Below are 12,946 nucleotides of genomic sequence, written 5' to 3' on the forward strand. Positions count from 1 at the left end.
ACCGCCGCCCCGGCCCTGACCGCACACTCACCGGGCCCGGGGGCAGGTCGGGCCGGCTTGAGCTGCCACTGCTGGCAGGCGGTGCCGAGCCAGGACCACTGGCGTACGTCGGCACCGTCCGCCGGTGAGCAGTCGGCGACGTCGGCGACCTTGCCGGTGGCCTGATTGGCCAGACGGACCCAGCCCGCGTCGGTGGCGATGAGGCGGTACTGCTGGCAGGTGTTGTTCAGCCACGACCACTGACGCAGATCGGCGCCGTCGGCGAAAGAGGAGCCGGCGGTTTCGAGGACCTTGCCGGTCACCACGTTCACCAGGCGGCTGGTGTCGTCGGCCCGGTCCTCGATCCGCCACTTCTGATTGCCGCCGCTGTCGCAGCTCCACTGCTGGACGTTGGCGCCGTCGGCGGCCGAACCGCCTGCCACCTCCAGGCATTTGCCGCTGCTGCGGTTGGTGAGGGTGTACGCCGTCGGGGTGACCGCGCTCTCGCCCGAGGGGCCGGGCAGGGCGGTGCCGAGAGCGATGGGCTTCCCGAAATTCGAGGTGCCGTCCGCGTTCCAGGTGAACTTCTGCGCCCGCGTCGTACGGTTGTTGTCGCAGCCGTCGGAGGCGGAGTCGTTGGCGTGGTGGACGATCCAGTCCTCCGTCCCGTCCGGTGACTTGAAAAGGCCGTTGTGGCCGGGGCCGTACACGCCCGCCGCGTCGTTGCGCTGGAAGACGGGCGTGGACTTCTTGGTCCAGGAGGACGCGGCGAGCGGGTCGGAGCCCGTGAGTTCGAGCTGGCCCAGCTTGTAGTCGGGGGTCACGCAGCCGCTCGCGGAGAAGACCACGAATGTCCGGCCGGCGTGCTGGAGTACCTCCGGGCACTCGTTGACGTTCGAGCCCACCCTCTCCCAGGCGTGGGTGGGGGAGGAGATGGCTTTGAACGCGCCACTGACCGTGTAGGGGTTGGACATCGGGGCGATCCAGCAAGTTCTGGTTGTTGCCCTGCCAGGCGCTGGCCACTCGGTGCTGTCCTCGCCCGCCGTGTAGTACAGGTACCAACGGCCGTTCGCGAAGTGCAGCTCCGGGGCCGGATATTGCAGCAGCGCGAGGCGTTGTCCGCCTTGCCGTCCCAGGCCCTGGACCGGTTCGCGGACGCCGCCGACGTGCTGCCCGCGCCCGCTATGCGGGAGCTGAGACGGCCACGGCGTATCAAGAGGTCACCATGAGGTGGGCTCGTCCCACCAACGTCAACGAACGAGCAAGTCCTTGTGTTGATGCTCGACAGCGCTTGAACGGCGCCGGTCTACCGCCAGGCCTTCTCAGCCCAGTCATCTGAAGGCGTACGTCCAGCGCCGACGAGCGCCGACATGCAGGCCGTGGTGATGGCCCAGGGGCGCCAAGACGTGCCCAGTCTGTCCGTAGGCCATCACCACTTGAGCGCCCAACCAGGCCGCTCCAACTACGGATTAGGTCATCTGGTCCCGCACCGCGGACGCGGCCTGCTCGGGGTACTGGCCGCGGATGGCGTGCAGTCGCAGCATCCGGTACGAGGCTTCGACGGCGGTGTCGGCGGCCTGCTCGGTCAGGGCGCGCTTGGCGGTCATCCTTGCAGGGGCACCTGTTCCTGCCGAAGGAGTGGGCCGACGACGCCGTACGCCGGACAGCATGCAAGGTGCCGGCCGGCCTGGGGCACCGCGAGAAGTGGCTGCTCGCCCTGAACATCCTCGACGACCTCGCCGCCTGGGGGCTGCCACCCCGAGTCGTGTTTGGCGACGCGGCTTATGGGACCAACGCGAGCTTGCGTGCAGTCCTCAGCCCGGTGAAGAGGACGAACCCGGCCCCATCGAAGTGGACATGGCCGGGTTCGCATCTCCGCTTACCTGAGGGCCGCACCACCGGAGTTGTGGTAGGCGATCGCCTTTCTGATTAGGTTCCCGCCGTCGGTCTCGACCGACGTCTGCTCCCCGTGTCCCGCGCCGAACAGCAGGCCGGCGATATGCGCTTTCGCCACCTGGTCCATGTGCGCGAAGAACCAGTCGACCTTGTCGTCCTTGTAGTGGTTGAGGGTGTTGTTCTGCGCCATGTTGCCTACGGGAATCTGCCACAGGACCACCGGCTTGCCCACCGACTCGGCCATCGTCTTGTAGAACCCCATCTGGGCGGTGGCCTTCTGGTCGGTCCAGAAGTTGTTGTAGCCGCCGTGCTCCGGCTTCGCGTACCAGCCCGCGTCCCGGTCGGACACGTCGGCGACCAGGAAGTCGGCGTTCTGCGCACCGAGGTTCGTGTAGTCCTTGGCGCACTTTTGTATGTTGCTCTGCCAGTCCCAGCAGGAGAGGTGGAACCCGACGGTGGTCTTCGGCGCGTACTTGTGCGCCATCGAGATCAGGCAGCGGGAGAGGCCGGCGGCGCTGTTCTCCTGCGATCCGCAGTCCGTCGGATTCGCGCCCGAGACCTTCGCGGCAACCTGGTGCGGATCACCGAGCGACCGTACATAGCCCCAGAAGTCGGGCTCGAGGTCGATCATGTCCTGCGAGTTGCCGATCTTCTGGAGGAAGAAGCGGTAGTCGTTCATGTACCGGGTGAGCAGGTCGGCTCTGTTGATGGCCTGGACCTCGCCCGGACCGTCACCCTGGCCTGCCAGGTCCCCGAGGTCGCGCAGCGAGTACCAGGTCCAGAACATCTTCTGCGGGCGCGGGCTGCCCTGGTACGTCGCCTTGGCCACCTGGCTGTCCCACCAGGTCACGTAATTGCCGGGCGGCGTGGTGCTGCCTTGCCAGCAGCCCCACCAGCTCTTCCACGCATCCTTGCATTTCGTTGCCGTGTAGTAGTTCGACGAGGGCGCGGGCTGGCTGTGCACATAGGCGTATCGCGCGTCGAACGGCGCGGCCGTCGCCGACGCGTCGGACATCGAGCCGCCGATGAGCACCGTGCTGCTGTCCATGAAACGTGTCGTGGAGCTGCCGCCACCGGCCGCGGGAGACGACGCCGGAGAGGGGCGCGTGCCGCCTGTCGAGGTCGGTGTGCCGGCGCTGTCGATGCTGCCGACCGGGACAAGCTGCCATTGCTGATGGGTACTGCCCGTGTCGCGGTTCTGGACGACGTCGCCCCCGTCGGACTTGGAGGCGTTGCGGACCTCGAGGGCCATGCCGCTGAAGCGGTTGATCAGACGGACGTGGCCGTCCGGCGAGTCCGCCGGCTTGAACTGCTGGTTGGTGCCGTTGCGGTCACTCCACTGCACGATGCCGGAACCGGCGGTTTTCGACCAGTTGCTGTCGTCCAGCACCTTGCCGGAGTTCCGGTTCTGCAGCCGGTAGTACCCGTCACCCGCGTCGATGAACCGCCACTGCTGGTTGGCTCCGCCGTGACGGCCCCACTGCACCACCGCCGCGCCGTCGTTCTTGGCGAAGCCGCGGCCGTCCAGCACCTTGCCGCTGTTGTGGTTGACCAGCACGTACCACGTCTTCAGATCCACAGTTCCCGCTGAGGCCGTGTTGACCACAACAGCGGAGCCGGCCAGGACAGCCATGACGATGGCCGCCCAGACACTCCGCCGCGCGAACAGCCGACGGGCTCGGTGCATCACTTTTCGTCTCCCCGCGACGGCTGAGCGCGACGAGCGGTGACTACCGCGGGCGTGGCCGCGCGGCTCGGAGGCCGCCGAGGCGGTACGCCGCCGGCGATGTGGGTGGGCAAGGGGCATGTCTGTGCTCTCTTTCGGCGGTTGCATCTGGCCGGACCGTCTGGCCGGACAACGCTGAGTGGTCGCAGGAGGCCGAAAGGTTGCCGCACACGCGACGATTCACAGATCCTTCTGCCCTGATTGCCTCCCGCTCCCCGCGCAGCGGCACGGCGAACACCGGCTATGGCGAACGCTGAAGGGTGCTTCCGTCCCTGCCGCTCACCGTGAAACCATGCCTGCCACTGGACGTCCCTCGCGGACGAGGAATTGGCGACCGCGGGTGCTGCTGGCGAACCGCCGGCGTGTGAACTGGCCTCTGGGGTCCGCCAGCCCACGTGGATCCTCCGCCCGCTACGGGCCCGTGCCTCAGCCGAACAGGGCTGGTGGGACGGCATTCTGCCCGAGCTGTGGCCGCTGGCCGAGGGCGCAGAACGCGGGCTCGCTGACGTACGGGCGGAAGACGTCTGGCACCCCGTCCAGGACGCCTGGCCACACCCTGGGGGCGTCCATGCGGGCCCACGGGCTCATGAGGGACTCATGGTCGAACCCCCGGACGTAGGCCCCGGCGGCCGAGAACACGATCGCGAACTCACCACCCATCCCGTCGCGCATCGACGCCACCTGTTCACCCTCGCCCCAATGGGCGTCGAATGAGTAGAACCGGCCATCCCTCTCCGGGCTGAGCACAGCGTCCAGCATCGCCGGGCCGCGGCAGTGGTCGCGAAGGTCATCAATGGCTGGCAGAGCCAGGGCTACATCGGGTGCGGTCACGTGAGCATTCCATCGCACATGACCGCCTCGATGCATCTGCCCCGAGCTGAGCCATCCACTGTTCCCACCCTGGCCAACCAGACCGATCAGTGAGCCTTCGACAACTTGAAACCGCAGGTCGAAGGGCTGGTGTGACCGGCTCCCGGGATACTCACGCTGGTCGGCGGCGGCAGTCTTCGAGCAGATCGTTTGTCAGAGACTGGCTCGCTGGATCCTGCTACCTGTGGCCGGACGGTGATGGCGCTCTGTGAGAACTGCACTGTCCGCGGTGCCCGTGTATCCAGAAGGCGACGGTGGGGATGGGAGATTGTTTCGTCAGAGTGCCTCCAGCTCGGGCAAGCGAGACGATCGAGGATCGTCTCGCTTGCCCGAGCTCGACGTGCGTGCAGACGCAGGCGATACCGAGCCCTGCGCGGCGCGGCGGTAGAGCTCTCGGTCCTGGAGCATCTCACCGCGGGGAGAGAACGCTCCGGCCCTGCCGATCTTGCGGGACTGAGCCGTCCAGGGAAGTGCCCCGGATCGACATGAGGACCATCAGGGCACCGCCGCAGACAATGGCTGAATCGGCGAGGTTGAACACCGCGAAGTGCTCGACGGAGATGAAATCGACGACGCGCCCGCGAAAGACCGCGGGCGCCCGGAAGATCCGGTCAGTCAGATTGCCGAGCGCGCCCCCAAGCAGCAGGCCCAGGGCGACAGCCCAGGGAAGGCTCTGAAGCCTACGCGCGGCACGCGTGATGACCACGACGACCGTGATCGCAATCGCCGTGAACACAGCAGTGAAGGCCTGGCCCCTGCTGAAAGCCGCACCCGAGTTACGGAACACTTGCAGCGTAAGCACGTGGCCCGCCATGGCAACGGGCTCCTGGCCTTCCAACCGCGAGACAGCCACAAGCTTGCTGCCGAGATCCAAGGCATAGGTGAGAACGGCCGCCGTCAGCAGAGCGGTCAGAGCCAGTGTGCGCTTGCCAGCAGCAGGCGTCGTGGTCTCGGGCTGGGATTGCGAGGCATTGTCGGTAGTAATGATCCGCTCCATGGATGCCGAGCCGCCCTGGACAACACCACATTACAAGAGCCTGCAGGCGACACGTCGGGCAGGCGGTCGGCTCCAGCTTTCACACCACCGTGGTCAGATCCTGTTGGCTCTGACCGCAGACCCACGAACAGCCTTCTGCGATGTATGCATGCTGGATCCCAAGTTACTGGAGCGGATCACCGCGCGCCGCGCTGAACTGGACGAACTCGAAGAACAGCTGGTCAAGCGGCTGGCGGAGGTGCGGGCCGGGCGGGACGAACTCGCCGTCGCCGAACGTGTCCTTGAACGAGTGAGCGAGCAGCTCGCCGACGAGCGCGGCCTCGGCCGCGCCAGCGCCCGGACAGGTGGGCGGCCGTGCGGTGATGCTGATCCCGCACCGCACGCCGGACGTGGAGGAGAACATCCTCCCGCCGGACTACCAGCGCATCCTCGCTGCCGTGCGGCAGGCCGCCGGACCGGTCATGGCCCGGCGATGCCAGCGCAGGCTGAGGGACCTTCCACTCGCTGAGCTGGGCTTCGTGATCGGGCTGACGGTCCGGCGCGTCATCTGCGGTGAGGGCGACTGCCCGCGCCGGACGTTCGCCGAGCCGTTCTCCCGGCTGGCCGCCCCGCAGGCACGGTTCACCACTCGGCTCAACCGTGCCCTGGAGCGGGTGGGGCTCGCGCCGGCCGGGCGGGCCCGGCGCCCGGCTGGCTGCCCAGCTGGGCTTCGGAGCTGGCCGGATGACCTTGTTGCGCAGGGTCATGGCATTGCCCGATCCCGCGTTCAGCACGCCGCGTGTGCTGGGCGTGGACGACTTCGCGATCCGTCGTGGCCAGACGTACTCCACGGTCTTGACCAGCGTCGCGTGGTCGAAGTGCTCCCGACGTGTGAAGCCGGACCGCTGGCCGCGTGGCTTGTCCGTCACCCCGACGTGGAGATCATCTGCCGGGACCGGGCGGGGCGCCTATGCCGAGGGTGCCCGCCGCGGTGCCCCTGATGCTCTGCACGTCGCTGACCGGTTCCATCTCTGGCAGGGCCTCGGCCGCGCCGTGGAGACCTGCGTCGCCGCCTGAGCCGCCCGGGGCCGGGGGGCGCCCTCCGGGCGACTGCCTGCGCAATCCTTCGCCCGGTGGCATCCTGTCGGAGGCCACCCGGCTGGCCTCCGGTCTGCCGCAGGAGGACTCGGTGCCCGTCGGCCGGAGGGCCGAGCGGAAGAGGGCAGCACATGCCCTGATCCACGAGCTTCCTGCTCAAGGTCACTCACCGCCGGGCGATCGCCCGGCACCTGGGCTGGGGCCTCAACACCGTGCTCAGATACGCGAACGCCGCGAACTGGCAGGACACCATCCGCGAAAACCGGCCCCGCCCCAGCAGACTGGACCCCTACAAGCTCTATCTGGAGCGACGCTTCGCCGCGGGAGGCACCAGCGGCTCCACAGCGAACTCGTCGCCGACAACGCGCCCGTCACCTACCAGATGATCCGCGCCCACATCGCCACCATCCGCGGGACTCCCGCCGTCACGCCACCCCGACCTCCGACGGTGCGTCAGGTGGCCGGCTGGCTCACCCGACACCCCACTGCGCTGAGCGAGGAAGACCGGGCCTGCCTGAAGGATGTCCTCGCACGGTGCCCTGAACTGGACACAGCCGCCGGACACGTCCGCGACCTCGGCAAGATACTCACCGACCGCCTCGGCTCCACACTCCCCATCTGGATCGACGCAGTCGATGACAGCCAGCCCCCCGGTCTCACCGGCTTCGCGCTCCACCTTCTGCGGGACCTTGACGCCGTGATAGCTGGGCTCACTCTCGACTGGAGCTCCGGCAGCATCGAGGGCGCCGTTAACCGCATCAAGAAGATCAAGCGCCAGCTCTACGGCCGAGCCGGATTTGAACTCCCCCGCAAGATGATCCTGCTCCAGTAACACTGCGCGAGCAGCCGCCCAGCCGTGGCAGGATGGCCTCATGTTGATCCGAAAGGGCGATGCCGCGTAGGCGCCCCAAGGCCGTCCACGCAGAGCGGTGGCAGCCACGATGGCAGTGTTCGGTCCTGAGAGTCCGCGGTGTCTCCGCGCGGACTCGTGCAGCGATCCGCCGGGTCGAAGACCAGGAGATGTGGCTCAACGCGGTTGCCAATGCGCTCTCGTGTTTCGCGCGAGCCTTTAACCAGCCGGGACGCTACCTGGACGCCTCCGAGTTCGAATCGCCCGGGGTGGGAGATACCCGTGATGACCTCGAGTGGGCGATGCGGCACCTTCCTCCCGGAGCCAAACGGGACTTGGGCCGACTGATCACACGCATCGATGAGGAATTCGAGCACCGCACCCTGCCCGACCCCAACAACATCGAGTTGGCGGCATCCGGCTGGTGGTGGACCAGAATGCGAGAACGCTGAGGGGCCCCGGTCCCGCGCCCTCAATCGAACGACACCGTCACCCTTCGCGACCACTCCCCAAGATCTGTGCCAGAACCCGAAAGTCGTGAACATTCCGATTCGCTCGCCGGGCCGGGTGCCTCCCAAACCGGTGTCCGCTGTCACTGAACTCAGCCGAGCGCCGTTCCTTGCCAACCAATCTTGTCGTCGCAGGTCAGCGACCCGAGGCCGGATCCCCCTGCTGGACGGCGACCTTGCCCCTCAATCCAGCCGACGCAGGTCAGTGGCTCGCCTTGGGCCGGATTCGGTGTCCGCGGACAGGGGGAGGCTTCAAACCGCCTCATGCTGCGTTAACCGAAGACTGTCGTGGTGAGCGATGCGGAAAAGGCGCCGTAAGAGGCGTCAGGCGGGGACCGGGAAGACGAATGGCTTGTGTGATGCTGCCTGTGTGAACGGTGGCGTGATAGGTGAACAAGCGGCGCCGCTGAGGCTGACTGACCGGTACGAGGTGCTCTCGGCCCTGGAGGCAGCGGTGCCCGGGCTTGCTGTACTGCGTCCGGTCGAACCGGTCCGCATCAACTGGGCGACGGCCGAGAACCACCTGGGAACGGCGCTACCCGCGGATTTCAAACTGCTCGCGGAGCTGTACCCGCCTCTGCTTTTCGGTGACTGCATGTCCTTCCATACGCCGGCGCCCGGCGCGGAAGAGGGGTGGGCCAAGGCTGTTCTCGAAGGGAGGGAGGACATGGCGGACCTCATTGGTATCGACGGCCTCAGCGGCGTCCTGCCCGTGTATCCGACCCCCGTCGGTCTCATGATCTGGGGTAGTTCACTCCACGGCGACACTTTCCTCTGGACCACGGCGGGCGCCGGCCCGGACGAGTGGATCGTGACCGTCGCTTCCCACAACGGAGACTGGTGGACCTACACCGCTGGCGCGGTCCAGTTCACGGCCGATCTGATCTCCGGAGCCCTTGAACCCTGGGGCCTCCCCGCGATCCGCCCCGAGGCCGTCGCCGTCGGCGAGCACTGAGTCCGCTACTTGGCTAGTAGGACCAACCACAACGCTCCGGCGGCGGACCTACGTCCCCACCGCGCAGGGCCAGAGACTCATCAGCGCTGGTTCCGCCGCCGCCTGCGAATCCGCTGGGAGCCGCGACGACATCTTCGAAGCCTTCCTGACTCTCGGATGTGCGCTGATCGGCTGGCGCTGCATGGTTCAGCCCGGTCGGAGCTGTCCGTGACCGGGCGACACGACGCCGACCCGCTACGTCGACGGCAGCTGACGGACACGCTCCAGGCGCTCGCGCTGCTCTTGGACCCAGCCGTCCGGTAGGTCCACGGGGACGGCCATGGCCGTACCGGAACCTTGGACGTCCTCGACGGTGATCAGGGGAACCGAGAACTGGGTGTTGAACTCGACATTGATTTCAGGATTACGCATGTCGGTCATCCAGCAGACGCTCCGGCGTGAGAGGCACGAGGCGAACCGTGGCTCGCCCACTGGGCGCCAGGCTCGGCATGTTCTCCACCGGCAGGATGGAGAGTCAGATCCGCCCGGATCGGCCCGTTGCGGATCTCGGAGGAGCGCCAATGGCAGCGGGCCGAGCTCCACTCAGCTAGAGCTGGGCTCGCCCACCGTCGGCCCGCTAGGGTAGGCCGTATGGAGCGGGCTCGGCTGGGGGAGGACGGCAGGTATTACGGCGACCTGCCGTGCAAGTGGTGCGATGTACTCATTCCACATCACGGGCGGAAGCGTCCCCGACGATACTGCCGCACGGCCCACCGTTGGAAGACCTACGGCACGAACGTCGTGACCGTCGTTCTCGGCGTCCTCAGCTGACGTCGCCGGAATCCGGCAACCGCCGGACCGAGCCTCGTCCCACATACCGTTCCTTCGCCCTGCGAACGGAACACCGCCCTCTATAGGGCGCGTAGGGCGGGGCGTGGGCTGTCGCACCCGTGGCCGGCGAGAGTCCGGCGGCCATCCCACCGTTCCCGGTCTGTCACGCCGACCACCCTCACACGCCTGGACCTACCGGAGCGCGGGCCCCCGGCGGAACCGGGATATGGGCCGCGGGGCGTTGTCCGAGCGGTGTGCGAGTGTAGGGGTGGAGTCGTTCGGTGTGGTGCAGGAGGGGCGCTGTGGCGGTGCAAGGTGACGGCTGGAGCGGGATGGGCTGGGACTGGACGGATCACGACACCGTCCGGCGGCGTCTTGAGCAGGGAGCCGATCCGGAGGCTTGGAGAGCGGGTCGGCCTCTCCACTGGGCCGCCGTGCACGGCTCAGCACAAGTGGTCGCGGAGCTGGCCCGGCGGGTCGCGGACGTGGACGCGCTGGAGATGGGGGTGACGGCGCTGTGGGAGGCGATCATGTCCAGAAAGCCCGACAACGCGCTGGCCCTCGCCGCTGCCGGGGCCGACCCGTGGCGGGAGTTGATAGGCGGCTGGTCGCCGGGCCGGCTGAGTCTGGCCGGCCCGACGCGGACCTGTTCGCGCTGCCAGCCGGTGAGCGCGGCCTGAGCGGAGCCGAGCGCACCACGGCCGCGGAAGGTGCGCGGCTCGTGGGCGCACTGGGGACCTTCCACTATGACGGCACGGGGCTGGCCTGTGTGGCCGGCATCGACGCGGCCGAAGCAGTGAACCGTCTGCAGGCCACACCAGCGGACCGCAACCTGGTCGAGGAACTGCTGGAAGACCGGTACGCGTACGTCACGGATGAGACCGTGCAGATCATCGGCCTCACGACCGTGCCGGGCGGCTGCGTGGTCACCCAACCCTGGGGCTCCGCGCCGAGCACTCCGGGCGTGCTGACCCGGCTGTCCGCCGACACCCTCTGCTACGGCGTGTTCGCCAACCCCAAGAGCGGCAACCAGGGCAGCATCGCCCGCAATAGCGCCATCGAAGGCCGGGGCCTGCACCCCGGCGGCGCCCCCGACCAGAGCAGCACCACAGAAGAAGTCCTGGCCGCCTACCTCTACCAGCACCACGCCGTGGCCTACGCCTGTGCCTTCGCAGGACTGCGCCTCACCGATACACGTCCGGTCACCGGCCCGTGCGACCTATGGGCTCAGTTGCCCCAGCGCGACTACTGGAACCAGTGACACGGGCGAGACCGGGTCGCCCCTGGTGTGGAAGCAGCCGAGGGATGCGCGGACAACAACCCTGCCGAAGCATGGTGGCCGGAGCATCAGTAGAAGGCGACTTCCGGCGCGTCAACTCCGCCGGCTTGGAGCGGAGGACTGGTACCGGCTCACCGAACACGATGGCGCTGATCACCCACTCGAGCATCACGCAGGCGTAGGCATCTTCCCTGCTTGGGCCACTCGTCCGGAGAAACCTGGCAACAGCGCTGGCAGAAGCGCCCTGTCCACGGCCAACACATTGGGTTGCAGGGGTGACGGAATGCCTTCGCAGCCTGGGCCCGCCCCGAAGGGCGCGTATCTCGCCGTGAAACGCTTCTCGGCGGGCTGCTGGCGCTGCTCTGCGCGGACGCCATCAGACCCGACCCGGAATTCCTCATCGGGTCAAGATCGCGGCATCTTCGGCCGGCTCTGGAGACCACCCGCGGCCCCGAGGGGTTTTCCCACCGGCCTCGGCCTGGCCGTCGCGGGATCCGCCGAGACGACGCTCCGGTGGGCGTGTCAGTGGCGGCGCGGTAGATGTCCGCCCCGTCATCTCCCTGCTGCCACCGCGCGTAGACCTTCCGTCGCGTGATCGGCGCTTCTACCGTTGGCCGTTGTGCTCCTCGTGGGTCGAGGGGTCGCGCAGCGGCCTGCGGCCGGCCTCCTGAGGGCGGAAGGACGCGTAGCGGCCGAGGAAGTTGCTGTGGTCGAAGTGGAGTGGTGAAAGGCGGGCAAGGCAAGGAGGTCGTCGGACCGGGGATTGCCGATCAGGCTTGGGTAGGCTCTGGCCCAAATCGGTGTGGGTGGGTTGCTCTGACGTACTTCAGTGCGGTCGTGTCGGAGTTTCCGAAGACGCGCATCAGGCGCATGGGGCGGCAGTTTCGTGTGCCTCATCGAGCAGCCGGTCGATGCGGAGCGTTCGGGACTGGACTGGCCCTACGACGCCACCGGCAACGAGACCGCCGGCGCCCCGACCCCCAAGACCACCCGCGCCGGCGAAACCTGGAGCGACTACTCCCAGCTCACCTCACTCACCACGGGCGGCAGGACCTTCACCGGGCAGTACGCCTCCACCGGCCAGAGCGAACGCATCCGCCTGGGCGACACCTACTTCCACAACGGCCCTCTGGGTCTGGTCGGTACCAGCACCGGCGGAGTGGACACGGGATTCAATCGTGAACCCCAGGGCACCCTCAACTCCATGACGACCGGGGCCAGTTCGCTGTACTACCTCACCGACGCGCTCGGGTCCGTCATCGCGCTCACCGACGACACGGGCACGAAGGTCCACAGCTACACCTACACCCCCTGCGGCGCCGACCGCACAACGACGGAGAAGACCCCACAGCCCTACCGCTTCGCCGCCGGCTACAAAGACCCCACCGGCCTCTACCACCTCGGCGCCCGCTACTACGACCCCAACCTGGGCCCTTCACCCAGCCCGACCCATCCGGTCAGGAGAAGAACCCCTACCTCTACGCCGAAGGCGACCCCGTCAACCGCATTGATCCGCAGGGGCTGTCTTCCCTGTCCTCTCTAGATGGAGTGGTCAGCCACATCGGCGACGCGAAGTCGCTCTACGACGTTGGGCAGGACCTGTACGTGGGGACCTGTGGCAGCGCGGGTCCCCACCCGGGTGCATTACAGGGAGGTAATGATGGGACGCTTGGAAAATTTCGAAGAGCGTACCCGCGGCCATCCCGTAGCCAACCTGATTTTCGCTTTTCTGGCCATCTATGTGCTGGGAGGCGTCATCATGACGCTGACGGGAGCATCCGCTAGTAAGGCGTGGGGGGCCTCGCTTCCTGTTCTCCTCGCTGTTGGCTCAGGCATAGCCGCTGTGCGATTTCGCCGCCGGGATAAGCCTGACCAATAGTCCACAGGAGCGTCCTTATGTGCGGTGGTGACGAGCCGGGCAGTCCAGCTGTCCGCCGCCAAAGCCGCCTCTGAGGAAGGCGACAGGGCAGTCACGGGTTGTGGTCCCTTGGCCTCTAC

General features: G+C 67.5%; 11 protein-coding genes and 3 pseudogenes. 7 read left to right on the forward strand and 7 right to left on the reverse strand.

Going from position 1 to position 12,946, the window contains the following annotated elements:
* Positions 1-53: 53 nt before the first annotated feature.
* Both ACZ5ID_RS28860 and ACZ5ID_RS28865 read right to left on the reverse strand, forming a co-directional pair.
* Positions 54-1,070 (reverse strand): annotated as a pseudogene (locus ACZ5ID_RS28860) (family 43 glycosylhydrolase); the annotation flags it as partial.
* A 378-nt stretch (positions 1,071-1,448) separates the two neighbouring features.
* Positions 1,449-1,586: a hypothetical protein gene (locus ACZ5ID_RS28865; protein WP_468903607.1), complete on the reverse strand. Its 138-nt coding sequence runs from the start codon at positions 1,584-1,586 to the stop codon at positions 1,449-1,451.
* A gap of 2 nt (positions 1,587-1,588) precedes the next feature.
* Here ACZ5ID_RS28865 and ACZ5ID_RS28870 point away from each other — a divergent pair.
* Positions 1,589-1,798, forward strand: a pseudogene (locus ACZ5ID_RS28870) (transposase); the annotation flags it as partial.
* A 60-nt stretch (positions 1,799-1,858) separates the two neighbouring features.
* On the opposite strand, the gene ACZ5ID_RS28875 reads toward ACZ5ID_RS28870, so the two are convergent.
* The 4 genes from ACZ5ID_RS28875 to ACZ5ID_RS28890 form a co-directional block, all read right to left on the reverse strand.
* Positions 1,859-3,454, reverse strand: coding sequence for an RICIN domain-containing protein (locus ACZ5ID_RS28875; RefSeq protein WP_468903609.1), 1,596 nt, complete (start codon positions 3,452-3,454; stop codon positions 1,859-1,861).
* 573 nt (positions 3,455-4,027) lie between these two features.
* Positions 4,028-4,432, reverse strand: coding sequence for a hypothetical protein (locus ACZ5ID_RS28880; RefSeq protein WP_468903612.1), 405 nt, complete (start codon positions 4,430-4,432; stop codon positions 4,028-4,030).
* A gap of 448 nt (positions 4,433-4,880) precedes the next feature.
* Positions 4,881-5,468 carry a signal peptidase II gene (lspA, locus tag ACZ5ID_RS28885; protein ID WP_468903614.1) on the reverse strand — a complete coding sequence of 196 codons (588 nt, stop codon included), beginning with the start codon at positions 5,466-5,468 and terminating at the stop codon, positions 4,881-4,883.
* Between the two features lie 163 nt (positions 5,469-5,631).
* Positions 5,632-5,871: a hypothetical protein gene (locus ACZ5ID_RS28890; RefSeq protein WP_468903616.1), complete on the reverse strand. Its 240-nt coding sequence runs from the start codon at positions 5,869-5,871 to the stop codon at positions 5,632-5,634.
* A 1,131-nt stretch (positions 5,872-7,002) separates the two neighbouring features.
* Between ACZ5ID_RS28890 and ACZ5ID_RS28895 the strand changes: the two genes are divergently transcribed.
* The 3 genes from ACZ5ID_RS28895 (at position 7,003) to ACZ5ID_RS28905 (ending at position 8,859) form a co-directional block, all read left to right on the forward strand.
* Positions 7,003-7,377 carry a transposase gene (locus ACZ5ID_RS28895; protein WP_468903618.1) on the forward strand — a complete coding sequence of 125 codons (375 nt, stop codon included), beginning with the start codon at positions 7,003-7,005 and terminating at the stop codon, positions 7,375-7,377.
* Positions 7,378-7,565: 188 nt separating this feature from the next.
* Positions 7,566-7,847 (forward strand): hypothetical protein, encoded by a 282-nt coding sequence (locus tag ACZ5ID_RS28900; protein WP_468903620.1) that lies wholly within the window; start codon positions 7,566-7,568, stop codon positions 7,845-7,847.
* A gap of 427 nt (positions 7,848-8,274) precedes the next feature.
* The gene (locus tag ACZ5ID_RS28905; RefSeq protein WP_468903622.1) at positions 8,275-8,859 is read left to right on the forward strand and encodes an SMI1/KNR4 family protein; all 585 of its coding nucleotides are present in this window, start codon (positions 8,275-8,277) and stop codon (positions 8,857-8,859) included.
* A 234-nt stretch (positions 8,860-9,093) separates the two neighbouring features.
* Here the strand turns inward: ACZ5ID_RS28905 and ACZ5ID_RS28910 are convergent, their stop codons facing one another.
* Positions 9,094-9,270 carry a DUF5959 family protein gene (locus ACZ5ID_RS28910; RefSeq protein WP_468903624.1) on the reverse strand — a complete coding sequence of 59 codons (177 nt, stop codon included), beginning with the start codon at positions 9,268-9,270 and terminating at the stop codon, positions 9,094-9,096.
* A 731-nt stretch (positions 9,271-10,001) separates the two neighbouring features.
* On the opposite strand from ACZ5ID_RS28910, the gene ACZ5ID_RS28915 reads away from it, so the two are divergent.
* The 3 genes and pseudogenes from ACZ5ID_RS28915 to ACZ5ID_RS28925 form a co-directional block, all read left to right on the forward strand.
* Entirely contained in the window at positions 10,002-10,349 is a 348-nt protein-coding gene (locus ACZ5ID_RS28915; RefSeq protein WP_468903700.1) for an ankyrin repeat domain-containing protein, read from the forward strand.
* Positions 10,350-10,390: 41 nt separating this feature from the next.
* Positions 10,391-10,930 carry a hypothetical protein gene (locus tag ACZ5ID_RS28920; protein ID WP_468903626.1) on the forward strand — a complete coding sequence of 180 codons (540 nt, stop codon included), beginning with the start codon at positions 10,391-10,393 and terminating at the stop codon, positions 10,928-10,930.
* Positions 10,931-11,882: 952 nt separating this feature from the next.
* A pseudogene (locus ACZ5ID_RS28925) lies at positions 11,883-12,733 on the forward strand (RHS repeat-associated core domain-containing protein); the annotation flags it as partial.
* Between the last annotated feature and the right edge of the window lie 213 nt (positions 12,734-12,946).

Source organism: Streptomyces sp. NPDC031670, from assembly GCF_055580545.1.